This window comes from Phycicoccus sp. Root101, from assembly GCF_001426245.1.
GTDB lineage: Bacteria > Actinomycetota > Actinomycetes > Actinomycetales > Dermatophilaceae > Pedococcus.
In genome coordinates this window covers 45,950-71,044 of sequence record NZ_LMCM01000001.1, presented here as the reverse complement: position 1 = coordinate 71,044, position 25,095 = coordinate 45,950, and the positions used below count along the sequence as shown (strand labels likewise).

Here is a 25,095-nt window from a genome sequence, read left to right as displayed (position 1 = left end):
CGGCTCGGTCGTCGGCGAGAGAGCGTCAGACGATGACGAGCGTGACGGTGCTGTTCTTCGGCTGCTCGGTGCCGGCGGCGGGGTTCTGGCTGCGGACGGTGCCGAAGATCCCACCCATGAACCGGTCGACCTTGACCTGGAAACCCGCGTCCTTGAGCATCTGGACGGCCTCGGCCTCCTGCTTGCCCTGCACGTCGGGGACCTTGACCAGCTCGGGTCCCTTGGAGACCACGAGGGTGACCTTGTCGCCCTTGAAGAGGTTGCCGCTGGAGGGGGTCTGGGAGATGACGGAGCCCTTGGGCACCGTGTCGTCGTTCTTCTGCTGCGTCGCGTCGACCTCGAGGCCCTTGCCCGTCAGGTCCTTCACGGCGTCGTCGGCGGGCTTGCCGGTGAAGTCGGTGACCTCGATCGGCTGGCGGCCCTTGCTCACGGTGATGGTGACCTTCGTGCCGCGCTTGAGGGCGGTGCCCTCCTTGGGATCCACGCTGATCACCAGGCCGGCGGCCACGGTCTCGTCGAAGGCCTGCTTGGTGTCGCCGACGACGAGCTTCTCGGCGGTGATCCTCGCCGTCGCCTCGTTGGCGCTGGCCCCCACGACCTGGGGCACGGCATACCGCTCCGGACCCTTCGACACGGTCACGGTGACGTCCTGGCTGCGGCGCAGCTCGGTGCCGGCACCCGGGTCGGTGGACATGACCACGCCCTTGGGGATGGTCTCGTCGAAGGCGTCGACCCGCTTGGCGGTCAGGTGCGCGGTCTGCAGGGCGCTCTGCGCCTGGGTGTACTGCTGGCCGGTCACGCGGGGGACCGTCGTCGGTGAGCCGGGACCGGCGAGGAACCACCACGCCGCGATGCCGGCGATCGCCAGGACCGCGAGGGCGGCGACGACCCAGCCCCACGGGGTGCCGCGACGCGCGCCCACCACCCGGCCCTCGAGGGCGCGACCGTCCGAGGCGTAGGGGTCGGGGCCTGGGGGGACGGTGGGGGTGTGGTCGATCGGCAGGGCCACCGGGCCGACCGGGCGTGACTGGCGGGGCTCGTGCGAGGCCTCGACGGGCAGCGCACTGGTGCGTTCGACCGCGACCGTGCTCGCCCCCGGGCCCAGGGCCGACGGACCCTCGGGTCGACGGTCGAGCTCGGTGGGCGTCAGCATGGCCCGCGACCTGCGCACCTCGGCCAGGAAGTCCGCGGCGTCGGCGGGGCGCTGGTCGGGGTCGCGGGAGGTGGCCAGGGCGACGAGCGCGTCGAGCTCGGCCGGCACCGTGGTGACCCGCGAGGACGGTGCGGGCACCGAGCTGTGCACGTGCTGGTAGGCGATGTGGATGGGGGTGTCGCCGGTGAACGCCTTCGAGCCGGTGAGCATCTCGAACAGGATCAGGCCGGCGGCATACACGTCGCTGCGGGCGTCGGCGATGCCGCGCTCGACCTGCTCCGGGGACAGGTAGGCGACCGTGCCGAGGAGCACGCCGGTCTGGGAGTGCGACGTCTGGTTGCTCACCGCGCGGGCCAGGCCGAAGTCGGCGACCTTCACGGTGCCGTCGTCCTCGCGCAAAATGATGTTCTCGGGCTTGACGTCGCGGTGGATGATGCCGGCGCGGTGGGCGGCGCCGAGCGCCTGCAGGACCGGCGCCATGATGTCCAGGGCTGCCCTCGGGGTGAGTGGGCCCTCGGCCTTCATCACCTCGCGGAGGGTCTGCCCGGGGACGTACTCCATCGCGAGGAACATGTGACCGTCGTCGTCGCCCTGGTCGAACACCGACACGACGTTGGGGTGCGACAGGCGGGCCGCGGACCGCGCCTCGCGCCGGAACCGGCTGACGAACGCCTCGTCCTGGGCGAGGTCCCTGCGCAGCACCTTGAGGGCGACGTCACGGTCGAGGCGGGTGTCCAGAGCGAGGTACACCGACGCCATTCCGCCGTCGGCGATGTGCGACTGGACGCGGTAACGCCCGTCGAGCACACGGCCGAGCAAGGACTCGGTGACACCGGAAGACACCCGCAAAGTGTAGGAGGTCGAGCCGGTCAACTGATGCAGGCGGGTCCGGGGGAGGCCCCACGAACCCCCTCAGAAGCGGGCGCGGTGCGCCTTCACGGCCTTCACGTAGACCTTCGTGTCGGCGTACATCCCGTGGTGCTGGACCGAGTAGAGGCCCTGGTAGTAGCCCGCGATGGCCTGGTCGACGTTCTTCGCCGACCGGGTCAGGGAGCGCAGGATGACGACCCCGGCGGTGATGTTGTCCTGGGTGCGCATGAGGTTCAGCCTGCGGCCGCTCATCTGCGAGGCCCACTCGCCGGAGGACGGGATGACCTGCATGACGCCGATGGCGTTCGCGACCGAGACCTGGCGCTGGTTCCAGCCGGACTCCTGCCACGCGACGGCGAGGGCGAGGCGCGGGTCGACGCCGTGGCGGCGGGCCGTTGCGATGATCATCGCCCGCGTCTGGTCGCGCGTGGGCACCGAGGAGCGGGCGAGGGTGTCGCGGTTGCGGTTCGCCGCGCCGACGGTCGAGCTCGGGTAGGTGCGTCCGGCGAAGGTGTTGGCGCTGCTCGCCGTCGAGGCCTTGCGGCCGGGGAGGCGCAGCTTCTGGCCGACGCTGAGGTGGTTGGCGTTCGCGAGCCGGTTCGCCTTGAGCAGCGCGGCGAGCGAGACGCCGTGGCGGGCGGCGATGCCGCTGAGGGTGTCGCCGGACCGCACGGTGTACCCGGAGGTCGAGGTGCGCGAGACGGCGGTCGTGCCACGGACCTTGAGCTTCTGCCCGGGGTAGATGGTGCTGCGGCTGCTCAGGTGGTTCAGCGAGTAGAGCTTGGCCAGGGGGGTACGGGTGCGGCTGGCGATGGCGCTGAGGGTGTCGCCGCTGCGCACGGTGTAGCGCGTCGTCGACATCGTCCTGCCACCACCCGAGGGTCGGTGGGCGCTCGCGGCCCCGGCTCCGGGGATCCGCACCTTCTGGCCGATCTGGAGCACGGACCGGCTGGACAGGTGGTTGGTCTTGAGCAGCGCCGCCAGGGAGACGCCCTTGCGGGCGGCGATGCCGCCGAGGGTGTCGCCGGACCGCACGACGTACGTGCTGCGGGCGATGGCGGCCGCACGCGCCTTGGCTGCCGCGCGGGCGCGGGCGGCCTCGGAGCGGGCCTGCGCGGCGGACTTGGGGACGGACAGGTGCTGGCCGATCGACAGGTGGCTGCCCCCGCCGGAAAGGCGGTTGCGGGACACGAGCACGCCGGTCGTCGTGCCGAGGCGGTCGGCGATGGCGGCGAGGGTGTCGCCGCTGCGCACGGTGTAGGAGGTCCAGCCGTGGGGAGCGGGCTTGGCCTTCTGGACGACCGCGGTGACGACGTGGGTCGACGCCGAAGGGAGCGCCGCGGGAGCGATCACTGGGGACATCGGGTGCCTTTCGGGGTGCCCACCGCGTGCGGAGCGGTGCTGCAGTGGGGGGAGGTGCTCAAGTGGGGGGTGGGGCGACTGTGACGAGAGTGAAAGGTACACCACGCAACCGGTCCCATATCGACTTACATCGATGTAATTTGCAATGCTCCCGCGTGCTGGCAGGCTGTCCCCGTGACCGACCAGACCCCCGCATCGCCCGAGACGTCCCTGGAGGACCTCGTCGGGTCCTGGCTGACCGTCCCCGACATCGCCGAACGCCTCGGCATCCCCCTGTCCAGCGTGCGGCGGCTGATCGAGGAGCGCGAGCTGATCAGTGCCCGCATCGGCGAGCGCCGCGTCGTGGCGGTGCCCGAGCAGTTCCTCCTGGAGTCGGTGTACCCCTACCTCCGTGGCACCTTCACCGTGCTGACGGACGGCGGCATGGACGACGAGGAGATCCTCACCTGGTTGTTCACCCCCGACGAGACCCTGCGGGTGCCCGGCACGCCCGTCGACAACCTGGCCGCCGGGTTCAAGACCGAGGTGCGTCGCCGCGCCATGGAGCAGGCCTTCTAGTCACCGTCTCGCGCGGGGCCCCACCGTGGTGCCCCGCCGTGGCGTCCGTCCGCGCCTGGCCGGTCGGGGCCGGGTATGGCGCTCAGTGCTCGCGGGTGGTGGCGCTGTCGATCAGCTGGTCGAGCACCGCGACGGCCTCGGGGTCGAGGCCGCGCGTCGACTTCAGCGCCATCCGGGCCGAGTCGGCGAGGCGGGCGATGTCGGCCTCCACGGCGTCCACGGCCCCGCTGACCGTGATGACCTCACGCAGCCGGTCCACCGTCGCGCCGTCCAGGTCGGCGTCGCCGAGGTGCGCCTCGACGAGGGCGACCCCGGCCTCGTCGGCCCCGGCGAGGGCGTGGGCGACGAGCACGGTCCGCTTGCCCTCGCGCAGGTCGTCGCCGGCGGGCTTGCCGGTGGCCACGGGGTCGCCGAACACCCCGAGCAGGTCGTCGCGCAGCTGGAACGCCTGTCCGAGGTCGAGGCCGTAGCGCGACAGGGCCGCCAGGTCGTCACCGTCCGCGCCACCGGCGCTGGCCCCGATGAGCAGGGGGTGCTCGACCGTGTACTTGGCGCTCTTGAACCGGATGACGCGCTCGGCCCGTTCGATGCGCTCCGCCGTCGGCACGCCGTCCCAGGAGCGGACCGACTCGACCACGTCGAGGAACTGCCCGCCCATGAGCTGGGTGCGCATCAGGTCGAACACACCACGACCACGGGCCAGGTGGGTCGCGTCCAGGCCCGAGGTGGCGTACAGCTCCTCGGTCCAGTTGAGGCAGAGGTTGCCGGCGAGGATCGCACCGGCCACGCCGAACCGTCCGGCGTCACCGGACCACGACTCCTCCTCGTGGCGCGCGGCGAGCGAGCGGTGGGCGGCAGGCATGCCGCGCCGGGTGTCGCTGTCGTCCATGACGTCGTCGTGGATGAGGGCGGCGGCCTGGAAGAACTCCATGGCGGTCGCCACCCGCACCAGGGCGTCCGAGTCGGGCTGGCCCGCACCGCGGTAGCCCCAGTAGAGGAAGGCTGCGCGCAGGCGCTTGCCGCCGGTGAGGAGGCGGGCCACCGCTGCGAGCAGCTCCTGCGCGTCCGGGCCGACCTCGGCCAGGACGCCGGACTGGTGGGCGAGCACGTCGTCGACGCACCGCTGCACGCGCTCGCGCAGCTGCGCGGCATCGAGGGGGCTGACCACCACGCGCTCCTCCTGTGCCCTGTCGTCTCACCGTGTGCTGGTCCTGAGCCTACGGTGTGGGTGCTCGACTAGTCTCACCGCCATGGCACTGGGGCAGCCCTCTCGTCTCGAACGTCCGGCGCAGCTGACCCGGTCGATCCCCGGCATGCTCTCCTCGCCGGCGCCGTCGATGAGCTTCGAGTTCTTCCCCCCGAAGGACGATGCGAGCGAGGCGGTCCTCTGGGACGCGATCCGTCGGCTCGAGTCGGTGCGCCCGGACTTCGTGTCCGTGACCTACGGCGCCGGCGGCACCAACCAGGACCGCACCGTGCGGGTCACCGAGCGGATCGCCCGGGAGACGACCCTGACGCCGTTGGCCCACCTCACGTGCGTCGGTGCGTCCGTGGCCGCCCTGCGCCAGGTCGTGGGCCTGTATGCCGCCTCGGGTGTGCGCAACATCCTCGCCCTGCGCGGTGACCCGCCGGGCGACCCCGGCGGGCAGTGGGTGCCCCACCCCGAGGGCCTCAACCACGCCACCGACCTGGTCGGGCTGGTGAAGTCGTTGGGGGACTTCACCATCGGTGTGGCCGCGTTCCCCGACGTCCACCCGGCCTCGCCGAGCTTCGAGCACGACGTCGAGGTGATGGTGCGCAAGGCCGACGCGGGCGCGAGCTTCGCGATCACCCAGATGGTCTTCGACGCCGAGAGCTACCTGCGCCTGCGGGACGCCGTCGCAGCCCGTCGCCCGGACCTGCCGATCACCCCCGGGCTCATGCCCGTCACGAACTTCAAGCAGGTCGCCCGGATGTCCCAGCTCATGGGGACGCCGCTGCCCGAGACGGTCGTGTCACGGTTGGAGGCGGTGTCGGGGGATCCTGCCGCCACCCGTGAGGTGGGCGTCCAGATCGCCACCGAGCTGGCCAACCGAATGCTCGGCGAGGGCGCGCCCGGGCTGCACTTCATCACCATGAACCGCTCGACGGCGACCCTCGAGGTGCACCGCAACCTCGGCCTGCACTGACCCGGATCTGACGGGGCACGAGCCCGACGCGGCCTCCCCTCCTGACTGCGCCCGCGGCTCGTACCCCGCGCTGTCGCATTCCCCCGACTGCGACGCGTCGAGCCTGCCGTCGACCGGCAGGGTCCGGCATCCGTACCCGTACTCAGATCGCGGTGGTCAGTCCCGCGTGGTGAAGCGGCGCAGGAGCGCCGCCGCGGCGGAGAGCACGGCGACGACGACGCCATACACGGTCGCGGTCGTCTCGAGGCCGAGGTGCGGCACCGCGAAACCCGCTGCCACGGCAGGGAGCCCGAAGGCGAGGTAGCTCACGACGAAGACCGAGGAGAAGAGCTCGCCGCGCTGGTCCGGGCCCACGGTGGGGGTGACCGAGCGCATGATCCCGAGGAACGACGTGCCGAAGCCGGATCCCGCCACGACGACGGCGAGCAGGAACCCGACCAGCGACCCGAGGTGCATCGCGACCAGGGTCAGCGCCGTGCCGACCGCGAGCATGACGGTGCCGTAGAGGGTGACGGCCCGCGCGGAGCGGGCTCGCGCGAGGTAGGAGCTGAGGCCGCCGGTGCCGGTGAGCAGCGTGACCGCCGCGCCCTGCGCGATGTGGTCACGGCCACCGAGCGAGGCGACGAGCGGGGCGCCGAGCGAGAGGTAGAGGCCACCGGTGGCCCAGCCGGCGACGAGCGCGGGAGCGCTGCGGTTGAAGGCTTTTCGCGCGGAGACGGGGATGCCGACCTGCGGCCGCAGGGAACGCAGCCAACCGTCGTGGCGGGGTGAGGTCTCCGGCAGGGCCAGGGTGACGAGCGCGAGGACGAGGTAGGCCGCGGTGAGGGTCCCGAACACGACGGGCAGTGCGCTGGGGGACCAGTCGAGGGCGGCACCCGCGGCGAGGGCGCCCGCGGCCAGGCCCACCATCGGGGTCACGCCGTTGACGGTGGCGGCGAGCCCGGGACGGGTCGGGGGTTCGAGGTCGACCGCGGCGGCGGAGACCGTCGACATGAGCAGGCCGGCGGCGACTCCCTGCACGGCACGGGACACCATCAGCGTCGTGACGTCGTCGGCGTGCCAGAAGCCGAGCATGCTCACCGCGAGGACGACGAAGCCGACGGCCAGGACCGGACGACGGCCGACGTGGTCGGACAGCGACCCGGTGACGAGCAGGGTCGCGAGCAGGGTGAGGGCGTAGACGCCGAAGATCGTCGTCATCGTGCCGGCAGAGAAGCCGATCTGGGCCTGCAGGACGGGGTAGAAGGGGGAGGGGGCGCTGGCGCCGACCATGAGGGCTGCGACGGCACCGACGGCGGTGGTGAAGGCGGGGCCGCGACCCAGTCGGCCCGGTCGGTGGGGTCGGCGCGCTCGACGCTCCCGGCGCGACGGCGCGGCGGGTGTCGTGGCGGGCAGGAGCGTGGTGGGGGTGGTGCGCTCGGCCATGACGGCAACCTCTCGGGACGACACTCGGGGGACTGACATTGGTTCGACAATTGTCGAACGGTGTCAGCAGGTGGGGCATTCCCGATCGCGCGAAATCAGTTCGAGTATTGTCGAACCATGAGTGGAACGCCAGAGCTGGTGCACCCCGACCTCGGTGACGTCGCGCTGACCGACGTGCTCTTCGCGCTGAGCGACCCCGCCCGGCTGCAGATCGTGCGTGACCTCGTCGACGGGCCCCTCGAGATGGCCCAGTGCGGGGCGACCAACCCGGCCCTGCCCAAGTCGACCAAGTCCCACCTCATGAAGGTGCTGCGCGAGGCCGGGCTGATCCGCAACGAGCCCCACGGTCGACAACGGCTGGTGTCGCTGCGCCGCGACGAGGTGGACGCGGCCTTCCCGGGGCTGCTCGACAGCGTCCTCGGCCCCCGCCAGGACGGTCCGTCGAGCAGGCTCCGCCAGGACGGTCCGTCGAGCAGGCTCCGTCAGGACGGTCCGTCGAGCAGGCTCCGCTAGGACGGTCCGTCGAGCGGGCGCAGCTCGGCCACGAGCGGGACGATGTCGGCGACCGAGTCGACGACGCGCGTCGGCTGGTAGGGGAACTGGTCCACCTGGTGCCGCTGGGTGGATCCCGTCAGGACGAGGACCGTCCGCAGGCCGGCCTCGAGGCCGCTGATGACATCGGTGTCCATCCGGTCGCCGACCATCACCGTCGACTCGGAGTGCGCGTCGATCCGGTTGAGGGCGCTGCGCATCATCAGCGGGTTGGGCTTGCCGATGTAGTACGGCTGGCGGCCGGTGGCGGCGCTGATCAGGGCGGCCACCGAACCCGTCGCGGGCAGGGAGCCCTGCGGGCTCGGCCCGCTGACGTCGGGGTTGGTCGCGATGAACCGTGCCCCGCCCTCGATCAGCCGGATCGCCTTGGTGATGGCCTCGAACGAGTAGGTGCGGGTCTCGCCGAGGACGACGTAGTCGGGGTTGCGCTCGGTGGTCGTGTAGCCGACGTCGTAGAGCGCGTTCGTCAGGCCGGACTCGCCCACGACGAACGCGCTCCCGCGGGGTCGCTGGTCGTCGAGGAACTGCGCGGTGGCCAGGGCCGAGGTCCAGATCGACTCCTCGGGCACGTCGATGCCGCTGGCCAGCAGCCTGGCCCGGAGGTCGCGCGGGGTGAAGATCGAGTTGTTGGTCAGCACGAGGAACCGGCGCCCGTGCTCGGTGAGGGCGGCGAGGAACTCCGCGGCCCCCGGGATGGCGCTCTCCTCGTGGACGAGCACCCCGTCCATGTCGGTGAGCCAGCACTCGACGGGCCTGGGTCTGGTCATGTCGCCCATTCTGGCGCAGAGCGATCACCACATTGGTGGATCGCCAGGGCTCGGACGGGGAGGACGCTGGGAGGTGCCTGAAGGAGGTGCTGGTCATGTCACTGGCCATGAGTGCAGTTGCGACGATGCTTCCCGTCACGGACACCGATCGCGCGAAGGAGTTCTACTCCGACCGGCTGGGCCTGCCGTTCCAGGGGACGAACGCCGAGGGCAGCCTGATGTACGAGCTCAGCGGCGGCACGGTGCTCATGCTGCTGCCTCGGGAGACCGGCTCGCAGAACCCGAGCACCGCCCTGACGTGGGAGGTCCCGGACGTCGCGGCCGAGATCGCCGAGCTCGAGGGCAAGGGCGTGGTGTTCGAGGACTACGACCTCCCGGGGTTGCAGACGCAGGACCACATCGCGGACTTCGCGGGGGAGCGGGCCGCGTGGTTCGTCGACCCCGACGGGAACGTCCTGTGCATCCACGAGGCGCACCGCACCTGAGCGGCCGGGCGCACCCGTCGGCGGTGTGGCGCGCCCGTCGGCGGTATGGCGCGGTCAGGCCACTTCCATGGCGTGCCCGGCGGTGACGCGCAGCAGCTCCTCGTAGGTGGTGCGGTAGACGGTGTGGCTGTGGCCGGCGGCGGCCCAGACGTGGCGGTAGCGGCTCAGCGACACGTCGACGACGGTGCGGATCGGGGCCGGGTGGCCGACCGGGGCGACGCCGCCGATGGCGAACCCGGTCGCGGCGCGGACGAAGTCGGCGTCGGCGCGGTCGACGTGGTCCACGCCGTCGAGCAGCTCGGCGACCTTGACGAGGTCGACCTGGTGGGCACCCGAGGTGAGCACGAGCAGCGGGGTGATCGTGCCCTGCTCGTCGTGGGCGCGGAAGATCAGTGAGTTCGCGATCTCGGCCGGGGTGACGCCGATGGCCGCGGCGGCCGCGGCGGCGGTGCGGACGGCGTCGGGCAGGCTGACCAGCTCGGGGTCGACGCTGTGCACGGCGAGCGTGGCCAGGACCCGCTGCACGGCGGGGTGGCCGGTGAGGTCGCGGACCTCGGCGGGGGGTGGAGCGACCGGCTCGGGCGGGCTCATGTCCGGAGCCTAGGGGTGGCTGCCGACGGCCACCAGCGCTGGAGCGTCGACGGCGACGCGCCCGGGTGGCGACGACGCGCCGTCGCTCTTGACGAGCTGTCCGAGGGCAGGTGTACGGTTCTTCATATCGAACATCTGTTCGAATGGTTCCACCGAAGGACCGGGCGACCAGCAGGGCGGACGACTCCCGCCACCTGCCGTCCGCGCCCAGGGACCACCGTGGGGCTCTGGCCCGCAGCGGACGCCTCGACCCCGTCCCCTGCAGGGCCAGAGCCACACCATTCCACCCTGCCCTGACGAAGGAGCCTGCTCGTGGTGCGCCGGTACGAAGAACCCATCGAGGTCCGCCAGACGGCGACCGGTGCCCCCGGTGCTCCCGGTGCCCCCGGTCCCGAAGGCGTCCACGGTGTCCCCGTCGAGGACGGTCCCACGACCCCGGGACCCGAGGCGTTCGTGTGGCGGGGTCGGCTCTACGTCGTGCGGGCGGTCCTCGACCGCTGGCAGGAGCGTCGGCCGTGGTGGCGCGAGGCGCGCGAGCAGGGCAGCAACGACGTCCTCACCGACGCCCGGGAGCGCCAGGTGTGGCGGGTGGAGGCCAGTGCCGGCCGGTGCGCCGCGGTCGGTGTCTACGACCTCGGTGCGGACCACCAGGACCGCGGCCTGCGCTGGCGGCTGCTGCGTGTGGCGGACTGAGATGGCGACCATCACCGTGGACGCCTCCGCGACCGGCACCAGGCACAGCGCGGGCGCCAGCCTCGACCTGCTCGACCGGTCCCGGCACTCCCTGCTCGAGGCCTGCCAGAGCCGGGAGGTGTCCCAGCGCTACCTGCAGGCCCAGCTCGGTGCGTTGCGGGCCGCTGCCGCCCTCGTCGCCGCCCGCGCCACCCCGGACGGCCACTGCGGGCCGCGCTCCCTGTGGGAGCTGCTGCCGACGGTGGCCCCGGAGCTCGCGGAGTGGGCCGAGTTCTTCGAGCTCGTGACGGCCCGGCGCGGCCAGCCCCACAGCGCCCGGGAGGCCGACGACCTGATCCGGCAGTCCGAGGTGTTCCTCGACCTGGTCTGCCGCAGCCTCGGGCTGCCGGTCCAGCCGGGCAGCCACGACGAGGTGCTCGTACCCACCGCCCTCGCGACGACCTCCGCCGGCTCGAGCTCCGCCGGCTCGACGCGCGCAGCGCCATGAGCGCCGCTGCCGGCCCGGCGGCGGAGTTCGTGCACCTGCACGTCGCCTCGGGGTTCTCGATGCGCTACGGCACCTCCACCCCCGAGGCGCTGGTCGAGCGCGCCGCCCAGCACCGGCAGCCGGTCCTCGCGCTCACCGACCGCGACGGCCTCTACGGCGCGGTCCGGTTCGTCCAGGCCGCCACCGCGGCGGGGATCGCCCCGGTCCTCGGCGTCGACCTCGCCGTGGGGCCGGACGCCCCGGGCGACCACGGTGGTGCCGGGGAGGGACGACGCGACCCCGCCGCATACTCCTCCCGGTCCGCCTCCTCCTCCGCGCAACAGCCACTGCAGCAGCCACCGCAGCAGCCGAGCCGTCCGCCGCGCACCCCCGCCCGGGGTGGCGCCGACCGCGACCCCCGCCACCCGCGGGTCACCGTGCTGGCCCGGGGCCGGGCCGGCGGGGTCCCGGCAGGAGTCGGGTGGGCGGCGCTGTGCCGGTTGGTGACCGAGACCCACCTGCGCGGGGAGCGAGGGGTGCCGGTGACCTCGGCCGCGGTCGTCGCCGCAGGCTGCTGGCGTGGCGGCGACCCCCGGTCCAGCCGGGACCACGCCAGCCCGCTGCTGGTCCTGCTCGGACCCGACTCCGACGTGGGCCGGGCGCTGCTGGTCAAGCGCGTCGACCGGGCGCGGGTCCTGCTCGACGCGTGGCGACGACGGCTGCCGGCGGGCGCGGTCGCGATCGAGGTGGTCTGCCACGGCGGCCCCGAGGGCACCCCGGCGTCCCGCAGCCACGCCCGCCGGCTGCTCGGCCTCGCCGACGAGCAGGGTGTCCCCGCGGTACTCACCGCCGCGGTGCGCCACGTCGACCCGGGGGAGTCGGCCGTGGTCGACCTGCTCGACGCGGCGCGGCGGCTGGTCGCCCTCGACACCCGTCACCTCGACCGGGTCACCGACGCCGCCCACCTCGCCGCGACCCCGACCATGCATGCCGTCGCCCTCGAGGTCACCGGCGGCGACCGTGGTCGCGCCGACGAGCTGCTCCAGCGCACCCTGGCCGTGGGGCTGTCGTGCGCCCAGAGCGCCCGGCACGACCTCGGCATCGGCTCGGTCCACCTGCCCGAGCCCCACACGTTGAAGATCGAGCCGGGGGAGAGCCCGCAGGCCAGGCTGGAGCAGCGCTGCCGCGCAGCCGTCGGGGGCCGCTACCCCGGCATCGGGGAGAAGGAGTTCGCCGCGGTCGAGCGCCGGCTCACCGAAGAGCTCAAGGTCATCGCCGAGCTGGGCTACCCCACCTACTTCCTCACGGTCGCAGAGGTCGTCGACCTCATCCGGGAGATGGGGGTCCGCGTCGCCGCGCGCGGGTCGGGGGCGGGGTCGCTGGTCAACTACCTGCTCGGCATCAGCGGGGTCGACCCGATCCGCTACAACCTGCTCATGGAACGGTTCTGCTCGCCGCTGCGGGCCGAGCTACCCGACATCGACATCGACGTGGAGTCCGCCCGCCGTACCGAGGTCTACGAGCGCATCCTCGACCGGTTCGGCGGTGAGCGTGTCACCTGCGTCTCGATGATGGACACCTACAAGGTGCGCCACGCGATCCGTGACGTGGGCGCGGCGCTCGGCCTGCCGCCGACGGAGATCGACGAGATCGCCAAGGCCTTCCCGCACATCCGGGCCCGGGACGCACGCAGCGCCATCGCCGAGCTGCCCGAGCTGCGCTCGCGCGGGCTGGACAGTCCCCGGATGCGGGTGCTGTTCGACCTCGTCGAGCGCCTCGACGGGCTCCCTCGCCACATCGCGCTGCACCCCTGCGGGGTGGTGCTGTCCGACGGCGGGCTGCTCGACCGGACCCCGGTGGAGGCGAGCTGGCTGGGGTTCCCGATGAGCCAGTTCGACAAGGACGACGTCGAGGCCCTGGGCCTGCTCAAGCTCGACGTGCTGGGGATCCGCATGCAGTCGGCGATGGCCCACGCGCTGCAGGAGGTGCAGCGGGTCGACGCCGTGGAGGTGGACCTCGACGACCAGCGGCAGGTGCCGCTCGACGACGAGGCGACGTTCCGGCTGATCCGCACGAGCCACACGCTCGGCTGCTTCCAGATCGAGAGTCCCGGCCAGCGCGAGCTGATCGGCAAGTTCGGGCCGGAGCGCTTCGAGGACCTCGTCATCGACATCTCGCTGTTCCGGCCCGGACCGGTGAAGTCCGACATGATCACGCCGTTCCTCGAGGCCAGGCACGGGTGGAAGGAGCCCAGCTACCTGCACCCCACCCTCATCGAGGCGCTCCGGGAGACCGAGGGGGTCGTCGTCTTCCACGAACAGGTGCTGATGATCGTCGCCGAGACGACCGGGGTGTCCCTCGCCCAGGCCGACGAGGTGCGCCGCACCCTGGGCACCCCTCGAGGTCAGGTGGAGATCGAGGCCTGGTGGCGACCTGCGGCCCTGGCCCGCGGCTACGACCCGGCCGACGTCGACCGGATCTGGGAGGTGCTCAAGGCGTTCGCGTCGTTCGGTTTCTGCAAGGCCCACGCGGCGGCCTTCGCCCTGCCGACCTACCACTCGGCGTGGCTCAAGACCCACCACCCGGCGGCGTTCCTGTCCGGGGTGCTCACCCACGACCCCGGCATGTACCCCAAGCGGCTCATCCTCGACGACGCCCGGTCGCTCGGCATCGCGGTGCTCGGGCTCGACGTCAACGCCTCGACCGGTGCCTACCGGGTCGAACGCCTCGACGACCTCGCCACCGACGTGCAGGTGCAGGACTTCGACGAGCCGTCCGTGGCCTTCGAGGGGGTCGGGCACGGGTCGTTCGACCCCGAGCGACCCGACCCCGACCTGCCCGACGCCCGCGGTTACGGCATCCGGTTGTCCCTGTCCGACGTCCGGGGCATCAGCGACGCCGAGGTCGCCCGCATCGTCGCGGGCCAGCCCTACGCCGGGCTCGCCGACTTCTGGCACCGCGCGCACGTCTCCCGACCGGTCGCGGAGCGGCTCGTCCTCGCCGGTGGGTTCGACGCGCTCTACGGCATGGGTTCGCTGGGTGGTCCCGGGGGAGTGCCGAGGGCAGGAGGCGGCGGTGCCTGGGGTGGAGGAGGCGGTGCCGTGGGATCACGCGGCATGGGCAGTGGCGGCCTCGGGCGCCGCGGGCGCACGACCCGCCGTGACCTGCTCCTGCACGTCGCCGAGCTCGACCGCTACGGCCGGGCGCTGGACCGGTCGGCCAAGCGGGCGGCCCCTCGGCGCGGCCGGGGGACCCGCGGCATACCGGTCGGGGGACGGTCCCCGGAGGCGGGGGTGAGCGACGGGTCGGGCGTGCGGGCCCTCGCCGCGGGACAGTCGCAGGCCGCCCTGCCGGTGACGGCGGCCGCGGAGCAGCCGACCCAGCTCACCCTCGACCTCGGCGACCGACCGGAGCTCACCTCGGGCACCGGGCTCCCGGAGCTCACCGGTCCCGAACGCGTCCGCGCCGAGCTCGACATCCTCGGCCTGGACGCCAGCGCCCACGTCGTCGACTTCTACGCGCCGCTGCTCGAGGCGCTCGGGGTGACCCGCAGCCGTGACCTGCTGCGATCCCGCAGCCGGTCCACGGTCTGGGTGTGCGGGGTCAAGGTCGCCACCCAGACGCCACCGATCCGGTCGGGGCGACGGGTCGTGTTCCTCACCCTCGACGACTCCACGGGACCGGTCGACGCGACCTTCTTCGAGGACGTCCAGGGGCCCTACGCCGCGACCGTGTTCCACTCCTGGATGATGCTCGTGCGGGGGGTGGTCCGGCGTACCGGACCACGGGGGATCTCGTTGCGGGCCACGGGTGCGTGGGAGCTGACGCCGCTGTGGGAGGCCTGGACCCGCGGGGGGATCGAGGCCGTGCATGCCGCGATGGAGGACAGCGAACGCAGCGCCACGGAGCAGGCCGAGGCTGCCGAGGAGGTCCAGCGCGCCGCAGGTCCCGCAGGACGCCGGGTGCTGGTGCACGCGTCGGGCTTCAAGCAGTCGCCCTACGCCGACATCAAGCCGGCCGGTGGGGACGTCCGCGGGTCACGGGCGCTGGCCCAGGGCGCCGAGGTGCCCGACGACACCGGCCTGGGACAGCTCGCCGCACCACGCAAGCTGTGGCACTCCAGCCCCGGCAGCTCCGGCCACTAGGGTGAGCAGGACGATCCAGCAGGAAGCACAGGAGGTGGCCGCGGTGGCCGACGAGCAGTGGCGGACCCGACGCGGTGGCGTCGAGACGGCATTGCGGACCTCCGCGGTGTGGACCGCGGTGACCGGTCTGCTCGCCGCCCAGCAGGCTGCCCGCGCCGACGGTGACATCCAGCCGTTGCGGGTCCTCGACCTCGGTGGCGGCACCGGCGGCCTCGCCGTCCCGCTCGCCGAGCTCGGCCACCAGGTCGTCGTCGTCGACCCCAGCCCCGACGCCCTGGCGTCGCTGTCCCGCCGCAGCGCCGAGCGCGGGGTGGCCGACCGCGTCACCGCCGTGCAGGGTGACGCCGACTCCCTCGCCGCCATCGTCGGCGACCGGCTGGTCGACCTCGTCTGCTGCCACGGCACGCTCGAGGTCGTCGACGACCCCCAGGCCACCCTCACCGCCCTCGCCGGGGTGGTCGCCCCCGGTGGACACCTGAGCATCGTCGCGGCGCAGCGCCTCGCCGTCGTCCTGGCCCGCGTGCTCGCCGGCCAGTTCACCCAGGCCCACCAGGCCCTCGTCAGCGAGGACGGGCGCTGGGGAGCAGCCGACCCGCTGCCGCGGCGGTTCGACGCCAGCACCCTCCGGTCGATGGTCGAGCAGACCGGCCTCGTCGTGGAGGACGTCCACGGGGTCCGCCTGTTCAGCGACCTGGTGCCCTCCGCGCTCATCGACTCCGACGCCGACCGTGCCGCGCTGCTCGAGCTCGAGGCCGCCGCCAACCGGCACCCCGAGTTCGCGTTCCTCGGGCAGCTCGGCGCCGCGGTCCACGTCCTCGCCCGCACGTGAGCCGTCGCCAGTTCACCCTGCCGTCGCGCAGTGCGGACCGGCCGCCCGACGACACCGGGTGCACCGTCCTGCACGTCGACATGGACGCCTTCTACGCGTCCGCATCCCTGCTCAGTCGTCCCGACCTCGTCGGCACCCCGGTCATCATCGGCGGTGGCGGCAACCGTGGCGTGGTGCTGTCGGCGACCTACGAGGCCCGCCGTTTCGGGGTCGCATCGGCCATGCCGATGTCGCGGGCCCGCCGCCTGTGCCCGCAGGCCACCGTGATCGCCCCCGACCACGCGCTCTACAGCCAGATCTCGGCCGCCGTGATGGCCACCTTCGACACCATCACCCCCATCGTCGAACCCCTCTCGCTCGACGAGGCCTTCCTCGACGTCGCGGGCTCGGTCCGTCGGCTCGGCAACCCGGCGCGGATCGGCCAGCTGGTCCGCGACACGATCCACGACGAGCAGGGCATCACCTGCTCGGTCGGCGTCGCCCCGACGAAGTTCGTCGCCAAGCTCGCCTCAGGCCTCGCCAAGCCCGACGGCCTGGTCGTCGTCCCCCGCGACGAGGTGGTCAGCTTCGTCCAGCAGCTCCCCGTCGGCGCGCTGTGGGGCGTCGGCGACAAGACCGAGGAGACGCTGCTGCGGCTCGGGCTGCACACCGTCGCCGACATCGCGCACACCCCCCTCGACACCCTGCGCCGAGCCCTGGGGGAGTCGGCCGGCCCGCACCTGCACGACCTGTCGTGGGGTCGGGACCCCCGAGGGGTCGAACCGGTCCGCCGCGAGCGCAGCATCGGTTCGGACGAGACGTTCGAGTTCGACATCGACGACCCGGTGCAGATCCACCGCCACCTGCTCAAGCTGAGCGACCGCACCGCGGCCCGGGTCCGCTCCGCCGGCATGCTCGGACGCACCGTGACCGTCCGCGTGCGGTTCTCGGACTTCACGACGATCACCCGAAGCAAGACCCTGCGCGACCCCACCGACGTCAGCCGCGAGATCTACGAGACCGCGCGCAGCCTGTATGACGCGCTGGGCCTGCAGCGCGCCCGCATCCGCCTCGTCGGGGTGCGGATGGAGGGTCTGGTGGACAGCGCGGGTGCCCCCATCCAGGGCCTGCTCGACGAGCCCGACCACGGCTGGCGGGAGGCGGACCGGGCGGTGGACCGGGCCAGTGCCCGGTTCGGCGCCGGCAGCGTCCGCCCGGCGGCCCTGATCAGCGACAAGGACCGCGACCGACGTGCTCCGGGACGTCCCAGTGACCCCCCTGCGACGGGTCGTTGACCGGGTCCTTGGTCCCTGACGCAGATCACCTCGACGGGTGCCGGCGAACGGATGGTGCAACACCGCTGCGCGACATATCCTGATGGTGTCGGCGCCACGCCACCGACCGGCAAAGATGCTCCTTCGCAGGCGCAACGAATCGGCGGCCTGGCGCGTTGGAGCACATGCACGCCGATTGCCAGGAGGTCACTGTGCCGCTCTCAGAGCACGAACAGCAGCTGCTCGAGCAGATGGAGCAGGCTCTGTACGCCGAGGACCCCAAGTTCGCGTCGCAGATGCAGGGTGCCGGTGCTCGTGCGGCTGCCCGACGACGGGTGGCCATCGGCGTGGTCGGTGTGGTCCTCGGCCTCGCCCTCGTGCTCGTGGGGGTCAACACCACGATGTGGATCGGGGCCATCGGCTTCGCCATCATGGTCGCCGCCGTGGCCTTCGCCCTGACCCCGCCCCGGCGCGGCAAGGCGGCCCTCGGCGCGGTCCAGCCGGACGGAACCGTCCGCCACCCGATGGCCCGGCCCAAGGCCGGTCAGGGCAAGGGCCCCAGGTCTCGTCGGACGGCCGGGTCGTTCATGGACCGGATGGAAGAGCGCTGGGACCGTCGCAAGGACGGCGGCGCAGGCGGGTACTAGCCGTCAGGTCGTGACGAGCACGGCGACCACCCACGTGGTCGCGATCGCCAGCCCGGCCAACAGCTCGATGCCGATCGACAGGAAGACCGCCCCGAGGGCGGCCCTGGTCGAGGCCCACGCGGCATACCTGTCGCGGGAGTGGCCCAGCTCGACGAGGTAGATCCCGCCCACGAACCCCGCCGCGGCGCCCACCACCGGGATGACGAAGAACCCGACGATGGCGAGCAGGACCGCCAGCAGCAGCGTCGAACGACGGACCCCGGCCGCGCGCATGCGCCGACCGGGGAGGGCGTACTGCAGGGCCATGCCGGCCACGTAGAGGGCCGCACAGAGCGCGAAGACCCACCAGCCGGCGGTCGTACCCGTGTCGAAGGCCCAGATGAGCACGGCCGCGAGCACGAGCAGCAGCCCGGGCAGCACGGGGACGACGATCCCCACCAGCCCGATCACGATCAGGACGGCGGGGACCCACAGGGTGGCCTCCACGAGGGAGTGGTGGAGCGGCCGGTCTACCGGTCCTCGTCCGGCACGGTCGCGGGCGTCTCGTGGAGCCGCTCGCTCTCGTCCTGGATGTCGGCGTGCTCGCGCAGCTTCGGCAGGTGCTCGCGTCCGTGGTGGGCGCAGAACAGCAGTTCCCCACCAGCGTGAAGGCGAGCGCGCACGTAGGCCTGGGCGCCGCAGCGGTCGCAGCGGTCGGCCGCGTTCAGAGAGGGTGCCAGTGCAGTGGTCACGTCAGCCTTCCTTCATTCGTCTGTCTCCATGAGACGTCCTCCGCCGGTTCGGGGTTGTCACAGGGGTGAGACAACTTTCCGGGTCCGGCGCCGGTTAGAACAGTCAAGCACGCCACGTTCTTCCCGGCTCGTATTGGGTCACCATGTGGGTCATGTCATGTCGCAACAGGTGATTCGTAGGTCAGGTGTCCGGTGGATGGGTCCGGGCGGGTCCAGATCGGTCCGGACGGGGCCCTGGGCCAGGTCCGTCGCCCCGCGATGGGACCAACGCCCACCGACCCCGGGACGTGCCGCGTGCCTGCGCGGCCCTGTCCGCGCCGCGGGTTACCCTGCGGGGACCGGTCAGCGACCTGGCCGCCAGAGCACCGAGAAGGGAACCCCGTGGCTGAAGCCACCACCGCGAAGAAGGCCGCGACGACGAAGTCCACGTCGGACTACAGCGCCCACCACCTGCAGGTCCTCGAGGGCCTCGAGGCCGTGCGCAAGCGTCCCGGCATGTACATCGGGTCGACCGACGGCCGCGGCCTCATGCACTGCCTGTGGGAGATCATCGACAACGCGGTGGACGAGGCGCTCGGCGGTCACTGCGACCGCATCGAGGTGATCCTCTACCGCGACGGGTCGGTGGAGGTCCGCGACAACGGTCGTGGCATCCCGGTGGACATCGAGCCGCGCACCGGCCTCACCGGGGTCGAGGTCGTCTTCACCAAGCTGCACGCGGGGGGCAAGTTCGGCGGCGGTTCCTACACCGCGTCCGGTGGTCTGCACGGCGTCGGTGCGTCCGTGGTCAACGCCCTCTCGGCACGCCTCGACGTCGAGGTCGACCGGACCGGCAAGACCTATGCGATGAGCTTCCGCCGCGGCGAGCCCGGGTACTTCCCGGACGTGGCGACCGCGGACAAGGCGCCGGACCACGCCTTCACACCCTACGAGCGCTCCAGCGAGCTGGCCGTCGTCGGCAAGGCCAGGCGGGGCGTCACCGGCACCCGGGTGCGTTACTGGGCCGACGAGCAGATCTTCCTCAAGGACGCGGCGTTCGACTACCCCAGCCTGGTCTCGCGCGCGCGCCAGACCTCGTTCCTGGTCCCGGGGCTCACCATCGTCATCCGCGACGAGCGTGGGCTTCCCGGCACCCCGGGGGCCGACGGGCCGCACGAGGAGACCTTCGTCCACGACGGCGGCATCTCCGAGTTCGCCGAGTTCCTCGCCCCCGACACCGCGGTGACCGAGGTGTGGCGGCTGCAGGGCACGGGCACCTTCACCGAGACGGTGCCGGTCCTGGACGGCAAGGGGCACATGACCCCGACCGCCGTCGAGCGCGAGTGCGGCGTCGACATCGCGGTCCGGTGGGGCACCGGGTACGACGCGAAGGTCAGCTCCTTCGTCAACATCATCGCCACGCCCAAGGGCGGCACCCACATCGCCGGCTTCGAGCAGGCGCTGCTCAAGGTGTTCCGCAAGAAGCTCGAGGTGAACAGCCGTCGCCTCAAGGTCGGCAGCGACAAGCCCGAGAAGGACGACGTCCTCGCCGGCCTCACCGCCGTGGTCACGGTCCGCTTGGCCGAGCCGCAGTTCGAGGGGCAGACCAAGGAGGTCCTCGGGACCAACGCGGTCCGCGCGATCGTCTCCAAGGTCGTCGAGCAGGAGCTCACCAGCCTCCTGACCTCCACGAAGCGGGGCGAGAAGGCCCAGGCGGCCCTGCTGCTGGAGAAGGTCGTCTCCGAGATGAAGTCGCGGATCAGCGCCCGGCTGCACAAGGAGACCCAGCGTCGCAAGAACGCCCTCGAGTCGTCGACGCTGCCTGCCAAGCTCGCCGACTGCCGGTCGTCCGAGGTCGAGAAGTCCGAGCTGTTCATCGTCGAGGGCGACAGCGCCCTCGGCACCGCCAAGCTCGCCCGCTCCAGCGACTACCAGGCGCTGCTGCCGATCCGCGGCAAGATCCTCAACGTCCAGAAGGCCTCGGTCTCGGACATGCTCAAGAACGCCGAGTGCGCCGCGATCATCCAGGTGATCGGGGCCGGTTCCGGGCGCTCGTTCGACCTCGACGCGGCGCGCTACGGCAAGGTCATCATCATGACCGACGCGGACGTCGACGGCGCCCACATCCGGACGCTGCTGCTCACCCTCTTCTTCCGCTACATGCGCCCGCTGGTCGAGGCCGGGAGGGTGTATGCCGCCGTGCCCCCGTTGCACCGGATCGAGGTCGTCAACAACGGTGCCAAGAAGAACGACCTCATCTACACCTACTCCGAGAAGGAGATGCGGACGACGGTCGCCTCCCTCGGCAAGCGCGGGAAGAACATCAAGCAGCCGCTGCAGCGCTACAAGGGCCTCGGCGAGATGGATGCCGACCAGCTCGCGGAGACCACGATGGACCCGCGGCACCGGACCCTGCGGCGCGTGACGCTCGCGGACGCCGAGATGGCCGAGAACGTGTTCGACCTCCTCATGGGCAACGACGTGGGTCCCCGGAAGGACTTCATCGTCGAGTCGGCAGCCGAGCTCGACCGGGAGCGCATCGACGCCTGACGGCGCCGCCCACCAGCGTTGCTCGTTGCCGAGGTGGGCGAACTGCGTCAGTGTGGGGCCCTGCAGGGGTCGTGAAGGGCGACCTCCGCGACCAGGAGGTTCTGCATGTCCACGACCACGAACGTCGACACCGGGGAAGAACAGACCGAGCTCAAGCGGGTGATGGGTCCCAAGCTCCTGCTGCTGTTCATCGTGGGCGACATCCTCGGCACCGGTGTCTACGCCCTCACCGGCAAGGTGGCCCAGGAGGTCGGTGGGGCGGCGTGGGTGCCGTTCATCGTGGCCTTCGGCATCGCCATGATCACCGCGTTCTCCTACCTCGAGCTCGTGACGAAGTACCCGCAGGCTGCCGGGGCGGCGCTCTACACGCACAAGGCCTTCGGGGTGCACTTCCTGACCTTCATCGTCGCCTTCACCGTGATGTGTTCCGGCATCACGAGCGCCTCGACCGCGTCGAGGGCGTTCGCGTCCAACATGGCCAAGGGGTTCGGGCTCGACAGCGACAACACCTCGCTGATCCTCGTCGTGGCGTTGGCGTTCATGGCCCTCGTCGCGGTCGTGAACTTCCGTGGCGTCGGCGAGAGCGTGCGGGCCAACATCGTGCTCACCCTCGTCGAGCTGTCCGGTCTGCTGCTCGTCATCCTCGTCGGGTTCTACGCCCTGTTCGCCGGCAAGACCGACTTCAGCCGGACCATGGTGTTCGACAGCCCGAGCGACAAGAGCGCGTTCCTGGCCGTCACGGCGGCGACGTCCCTCGCGTTCTTCGCGATGGTCGGCTTCGAGGACTCGGTCAACATGGCCGAGGAGACCAAGGACCCGGTCAAGAACTTCCCCAAGATGATGATCACCGGCATCAGCGTCACCGGTGTCATCTACGTGCTCGTCGCGCTCTTCTCGGTGGCCATCGTGCCCGTCGGCATCCTCGGGGACAGCGAGACCCCGCTGGTGACCGTCGTCGAGCGGGCCGCGCCCGGCGTGCCGATCGACACCCTGCTGCCCTTCATCTCGATGTTCGCCGTGGCCAACTCGGCGCTGATCAACATGCTCATGGCGAGCCGGCTGCTCTACGGCATGGCCCGCCAGGAGGTGCTGCCGCCCTTCCTGGGCAAGGTCCACTCGTCGCGGCAGACGCCGTGGGCGGCGATCATCTTCACGACGCTGCTCGCCTTCGGCCTGATCACCTACGTCTCCGGGGCGAGCACCTCGGCCACGGAGACGCTCGGTGGGACGACGTCGCTGCTGCTGCTCGGCGTCTTCACGATCGTCAACATCTGCGTCCTCGTGCTCCGCAAGGACACCATCGACCGGAAGCACTTCGTCGCACCGACCGTGCTGCCGGTCGTCGGCGCCCTGCTCTGCTTCTTCTTCGTGCTGCCGGTCACCGGCCGAGCGGGGGAGCAGTACAAGATCGCCGGGATCCTGCTGGCCATCGGCGTGGTGCTCTGGGCGATCACCTGGTTCGCCAACCGGGCGCTGCGGGCCAAGAAGACCTACATCCGCGACCCGGAGGAGCTCGGCGAGCGCGAGGGCTCGGTCAACTAGACGACGGCCGGACGGGCCCGAGAAGGCCCGCGCTGGGCCGACCAGGGCTCAGGCAGGCGCCTGTACGGCACCGAGGGCACCGGACCTCGGTGCCGTGCGCGCCCGCGTCGGGCGGTCGGTCCGGTTCGCCCGGGAGCGTGAGGGCGGTGCCGTCGAGCCACGGACCACGAGCTCGACCCCGAGGACCTCGTCGTGCGTGCTGCTCACGTCGTGGCCGTGCAGCGCCGAGAGCATGAGCGAGCCGGCGTGCCGGCCCTGCGCCTCGACGTCCTGGCGCACCGTCGTGAGGTCGTGGATGCGGGAGTGGACGTGGTCGTCGATGCCGATGACCGACACGTCGCCGGGGACCTGCAGGCCGCGCCGACGGGCGGCACTGATCACCCCGAAGGCCATCTCGTCGGAGGCGGCGACGACGCAGGTGGGTCGCTCCGCGGCGGCGAACAACCGATCGGCGTGCTCGGCGGCACCGTCAGCGGTCCAGTCGCACCGCAGGGTCCACTCCGGACGGTTCGGTATGCCGTGCCGGGCCAGCACCTCGTCGAACGCCTCCCGGCGGTCGAACGGGGTCTGCAGGTGCGACACCGAGGCCGGCACCGTCCCGGCATACGCGATCTCGCGGTGCCCGAGCCCCACGACGTACTCGACGGCCATCGCCATCGCGGCCCGGTCGTCGATGCGGACGGACGGCCACCCCGGCTGGCGGTTGCCGACGGTGACGACGGGCAGGCCCAGCCGGTCGAGCAGGTCGCGCTCCTGCGGGTCGGGCGGCACGTTGAGGATGATGACCCCGTCGACCCGTTTCCAGAGCATGTTCTGGGTGATGGGCAGGCGGGCGTCGAAGGTGTGGCTCTCGAGGTCGCACAGCAGCACGTGGTGCCCCTCGTCGCGCAGCGCCTTCTCGATGCCGGTCACGACGGTGGCGAAGAACCACCGGTTGAAGTACGGCGTGATGACCCCGATGCCCCGCGTCCGCCCCGAGACCAGGGAGGTGGCGGCGGGGGAGGCGACGTAGTGCAGCTCGGTGGCCGCCGCGAGGACGCGGTCCCGGGTGCGCGGGCTGACGCGGTCGACGCCGCGCAGCGCGCGCGAGACCGTCGCCACGGACACTCCCGCGGCCTTGGCAACGTCGCCAATGGTTGTCATGACACCCGTCCTGGAGGCTCAGACTCCGGTGTTCTTCCGTGCTCGCCAGACCGCGTACAGGATCGCGAGGAGGACCGCGAGGAGCACGGCGGATGTTCCCGCCGGCTCCCCGCGCACCTCCAGGACGACCGTCTGCACGACGGCCATGAAGGTGAAGACCCCGATGATGCCGAGCAGCGTGTCGAGTCGTTGGGCCCTGGCCCGCTGACCGCCAGTGCCGCTTCCTGGGTTGAACAGTCCCATTGCAGATGTGGGGGATAGGCGCAGGGCCTAGCCCTTCACACCTCCGGCCGTCAGACCGGACACGATGGCCCGCTGGAAGATCAGCACCATGATGATGAGCGGCACGGTGACGATGGTTCCTGCCGCCATGACGGCGGTGTAGGGCTCCTGGTGGGGCTGGGAGCCGGTGAACTGGGCGATGGCCACCGTCACCGTCTGCGTCTGCGCCGTGGAGAACTGCGAGGCCAGGAGGAACTCGTTCCAGCTGGCGATGAAGGCCAGGATCGCCGTCGTGAACAGACCCGGCGCCGCGAGCGGCAGCATGATCTTGCGGAAGGCCTGGCCCGGGGTGCAGCCGTCGATGCGCGCCGATTCCTCGAGTTCCCACGGCATCTCTGCCAAGAACGCCGTCAGCGTGTAGATCGTCAGCGGTAGCGCGAACGAGATGTTCGGGATGATCAGGGCCTGGTAGTTGGCTCCGTCGCGCCAGCCGAGGTTCGTGAAGAGCTGGAACAGCGGCGTCACCAGGGCCACACCCGGGAACATGGAGGACCCGAGGATGACACCGAGGACGACGTACTTGCCCGGGAAGTTGAGCCGGGCCAGCGCGTAGGACGCGAAGACGCCGACGAGCATGGCGACCACGGTGGTGACGACGCCGATGATGACGGAGTGCACCAGCGCGGCACCGAAGTGGTTGCCGCGGCCGGTGGAGAACGCCGTCCGGAAGTTGTCCAGCGTCACGTGGGTCGGCCACGGGCTGGTGTCGAACGTGTAGCCCACGTCGCGGAAGGCCGTGACGACCATCCAGTAGAACGGGGCCAGACCCCAGATCACCAGCGCCGCGAGTCCGATGTACATCCGGATCTTGGCGTTGCGGTTGCTCTTGAAGTGGATCTCCTGGGCCTCGGTGCGCCCGCTGGTGGGGGGTGCCGTGGTCGAGGTGGTGGTTGCCGCGGTCATG

23 protein-coding genes are annotated in these 25,095 nt (G+C 71.7%); 12 read left to right on the top strand and 11 right to left on the bottom strand.

Annotated features, from left to right (window positions below):
- Positions 1 to 25 precede the first annotated feature (25 nt).
- Both pknB and ASC58_RS00325 read right to left on the bottom strand, forming a co-directional pair.
- Positions 26 to 1,996, bottom strand: a complete 1,971-nt coding sequence (gene pknB, locus ASC58_RS00330) for a Stk1 family PASTA domain-containing Ser/Thr kinase (RefSeq protein WP_056918041.1) — start codon at positions 1,994 to 1,996, stop codon at positions 26 to 28.
- A 69-nt stretch (positions 1,997 to 2,065) separates the two neighbouring features.
- Positions 2,066 to 3,385: a LysM peptidoglycan-binding domain-containing protein gene (locus tag ASC58_RS00325; RefSeq protein WP_082552800.1), complete on the bottom strand. Its 1,320-nt coding sequence runs from the start codon at positions 3,383 to 3,385 to the stop codon at positions 2,066 to 2,068.
- A 174-nt stretch (positions 3,386 to 3,559) separates the two neighbouring features.
- On the opposite strand from ASC58_RS00325, the gene ASC58_RS00320 reads away from it, so the two are divergent.
- Positions 3,560 to 3,943, top strand: coding sequence for an Rv2175c family DNA-binding protein (locus tag ASC58_RS00320; protein ID WP_056914861.1), 384 nt, complete (start codon positions 3,560 to 3,562; stop codon positions 3,941 to 3,943).
- A gap of 82 nt (positions 3,944 to 4,025) precedes the next feature.
- On the opposite strand, the gene ASC58_RS00315 is transcribed toward ASC58_RS00320, so the two are convergent.
- Complete coding sequence (locus tag ASC58_RS00315; RefSeq protein WP_056918419.1) at positions 4,026 to 5,111, bottom strand: polyprenyl synthetase family protein; 1,086 nt, start codon at positions 5,109 to 5,111, stop codon at positions 4,026 to 4,028.
- A gap of 82 nt (positions 5,112 to 5,193) precedes the next feature.
- Between ASC58_RS00315 and metF the strand changes: the two genes are divergently transcribed.
- Complete coding sequence (gene metF / locus ASC58_RS00310; protein ID WP_056914860.1) at positions 5,194 to 6,111, top strand: methylenetetrahydrofolate reductase [NAD(P)H]; 918 nt, start codon at positions 5,194 to 5,196, stop codon at positions 6,109 to 6,111.
- A 156-nt stretch (positions 6,112 to 6,267) separates the two neighbouring features.
- Here the strand turns inward: metF and ASC58_RS00305 are convergent, their stop codons facing one another.
- Positions 6,268 to 7,536, bottom strand: coding sequence for an MFS transporter (locus ASC58_RS00305; protein WP_157581322.1), 1,269 nt, complete (start codon positions 7,534 to 7,536; stop codon positions 6,268 to 6,270).
- A 117-nt stretch (positions 7,537 to 7,653) separates the two neighbouring features.
- Here ASC58_RS00305 and ASC58_RS00300 point away from each other — a divergent pair, with 117 nt between their 5' ends.
- The gene (locus ASC58_RS00300; protein ID WP_082552799.1) at positions 7,654 to 8,049 is read left to right on the top strand and encodes a helix-turn-helix domain-containing protein; all 396 of its coding nucleotides are present in this window, start codon (positions 7,654 to 7,656) and stop codon (positions 8,047 to 8,049) included.
- Here the strand turns inward: ASC58_RS00300 and ASC58_RS00295 are convergent.
- The gene (locus ASC58_RS00295; protein ID WP_056917152.1) at positions 8,046 to 8,855 is read right to left on the bottom strand and encodes an HAD-IIA family hydrolase; all 810 of its coding nucleotides are present in this window, start codon (positions 8,853 to 8,855) and stop codon (positions 8,046 to 8,048) included. The genes ASC58_RS00300 and ASC58_RS00295 overlap by 4 nt on opposite strands.
- Positions 8,856 to 8,950: 95 nt before the next feature.
- Here ASC58_RS00295 and ASC58_RS00290 point away from each other — a divergent pair, with 95 nt between their 5' ends.
- Positions 8,951 to 9,340, top strand: coding sequence for a VOC family protein (locus tag ASC58_RS00290; RefSeq protein ID WP_157581320.1), 390 nt, complete (start codon positions 8,951 to 8,953; stop codon positions 9,338 to 9,340).
- 54 nt (positions 9,341 to 9,394) lie between these two features.
- On the opposite strand, the gene ASC58_RS00285 is transcribed toward ASC58_RS00290, so the two are convergent.
- Positions 9,395 to 9,931 carry a YbaK/EbsC family protein gene (locus tag ASC58_RS00285; protein WP_056914858.1) on the bottom strand — a complete coding sequence of 179 codons (537 nt, stop codon included), beginning with the start codon at positions 9,929 to 9,931 and terminating at the stop codon, positions 9,395 to 9,397.
- 312 nt (positions 9,932 to 10,243) lie between these two features.
- Here ASC58_RS00285 and ASC58_RS00280 point away from each other — a divergent pair, with 312 nt between their 5' ends.
- The 6 genes from ASC58_RS00280 to ASC58_RS00255 all read left to right on the top strand — a co-directional run bounded on the left by ASC58_RS00280 (position 10,244) and on the right by ASC58_RS00255 (position 17,964).
- Positions 10,244 to 10,624, top strand: a complete 381-nt coding sequence (locus tag ASC58_RS00280) for a DUF6504 family protein (protein ID WP_082552798.1) — start codon at positions 10,244 to 10,246, stop codon at positions 10,622 to 10,624.
- 1 nt (position 10,625) lies between these two features.
- Positions 10,626 to 11,111, top strand: coding sequence for an SAV_6107 family HEPN domain-containing protein (locus ASC58_RS00275; protein ID WP_162246802.1), 486 nt, complete (start codon positions 10,626 to 10,628; stop codon positions 11,109 to 11,111).
- Positions 11,108 to 15,235 (top strand): DNA polymerase III subunit alpha, encoded by a 4,128-nt coding sequence (locus ASC58_RS00270; protein WP_056918039.1) that lies wholly within the window; start codon positions 11,108 to 11,110, stop codon positions 15,233 to 15,235. Before ASC58_RS00275 ends, ASC58_RS00270 begins: the two co-directional genes overlap by 4 nt.
- Position 15,236: 1 nt before the next feature.
- Positions 15,237 to 16,064, top strand: a complete 828-nt coding sequence (locus ASC58_RS00265) for a methyltransferase domain-containing protein (protein WP_235529032.1) — start codon at positions 15,237 to 15,239, stop codon at positions 16,062 to 16,064.
- The gene (gene dinB / locus ASC58_RS00260) at positions 16,061 to 17,338 is read left to right on the top strand and encodes a DNA polymerase IV (RefSeq protein WP_056914856.1); all 1,278 of its coding nucleotides are present in this window, start codon (positions 16,061 to 16,063) and stop codon (positions 17,336 to 17,338) included. The genes ASC58_RS00265 and dinB overlap by 4 nt, the downstream gene beginning before the upstream one ends.
- A gap of 191 nt (positions 17,339 to 17,529) precedes the next feature.
- Positions 17,530 to 17,964, top strand: coding sequence for a DUF3040 domain-containing protein (locus tag ASC58_RS00255; RefSeq protein ID WP_056914855.1), 435 nt, complete (start codon positions 17,530 to 17,532; stop codon positions 17,962 to 17,964).
- Positions 17,965 to 17,967: 3 nt separating this feature from the next.
- Here ASC58_RS00255 and ASC58_RS00250 read toward each other — a convergent pair whose 3' ends face one another.
- Both ASC58_RS00250 and ASC58_RS00245 read right to left on the bottom strand, forming a co-directional pair.
- Positions 17,968 to 18,450, bottom strand: a complete 483-nt coding sequence (locus ASC58_RS00250; protein WP_056918038.1) for a DUF456 domain-containing protein — start codon at positions 18,448 to 18,450, stop codon at positions 17,968 to 17,970.
- A 23-nt stretch (positions 18,451 to 18,473) separates the two neighbouring features.
- Entirely contained in the window at positions 18,474 to 18,695 is a 222-nt protein-coding gene (locus tag ASC58_RS00245; RefSeq protein ID WP_056914853.1) for a hypothetical protein, read from the bottom strand.
- A 381-nt stretch (positions 18,696 to 19,076) separates the two neighbouring features.
- Here ASC58_RS00245 and ASC58_RS00240 point away from each other — a divergent pair, with 381 nt between their 5' ends.
- Together ASC58_RS00240 and ASC58_RS00235 are read left to right on the top strand one after the other, a co-directional pair.
- Positions 19,077 to 21,224, top strand: a complete 2,148-nt coding sequence (locus tag ASC58_RS00240; RefSeq protein WP_056918037.1) for a type IIA DNA topoisomerase subunit B — start codon at positions 19,077 to 19,079, stop codon at positions 21,222 to 21,224.
- Positions 21,225 to 21,329: 105 nt separating this feature from the next.
- Positions 21,330 to 22,766: an APC family permease gene (locus tag ASC58_RS00235; protein WP_056914851.1), complete on the top strand. Its 1,437-nt coding sequence runs from the start codon at positions 21,330 to 21,332 to the stop codon at positions 22,764 to 22,766.
- Positions 22,767 to 22,814: 48 nt separating this feature from the next.
- Here ASC58_RS00235 and ASC58_RS00230 read toward each other — a convergent pair whose 3' ends face one another.
- From ASC58_RS00230 to ASC58_RS00220, 3 genes are read right to left on the bottom strand one after another with little or no spacing between them, the layout of a single operon-like run.
- A complete protein-coding gene (locus ASC58_RS00230; protein WP_082552797.1) occupies positions 22,815 to 23,909 on the bottom strand; it encodes a LacI family DNA-binding transcriptional regulator in 1,095 nt (364 codons plus the stop codon).
- Positions 23,910 to 23,927: 18 nt separating this feature from the next.
- Positions 23,928 to 24,152, bottom strand: coding sequence for a hypothetical protein (locus tag ASC58_RS00225; RefSeq protein WP_056914850.1), 225 nt, complete (start codon positions 24,150 to 24,152; stop codon positions 23,928 to 23,930).
- Between the two features lie 27 nt (positions 24,153 to 24,179).
- Positions 24,180 to 25,094 carry a carbohydrate ABC transporter permease gene (locus ASC58_RS00220; RefSeq protein ID WP_056914849.1) on the bottom strand — a complete coding sequence of 305 codons (915 nt, stop codon included), beginning with the start codon at positions 25,092 to 25,094 and terminating at the stop codon, positions 24,180 to 24,182.
- Position 25,095 lies beyond the last annotated feature (1 nt).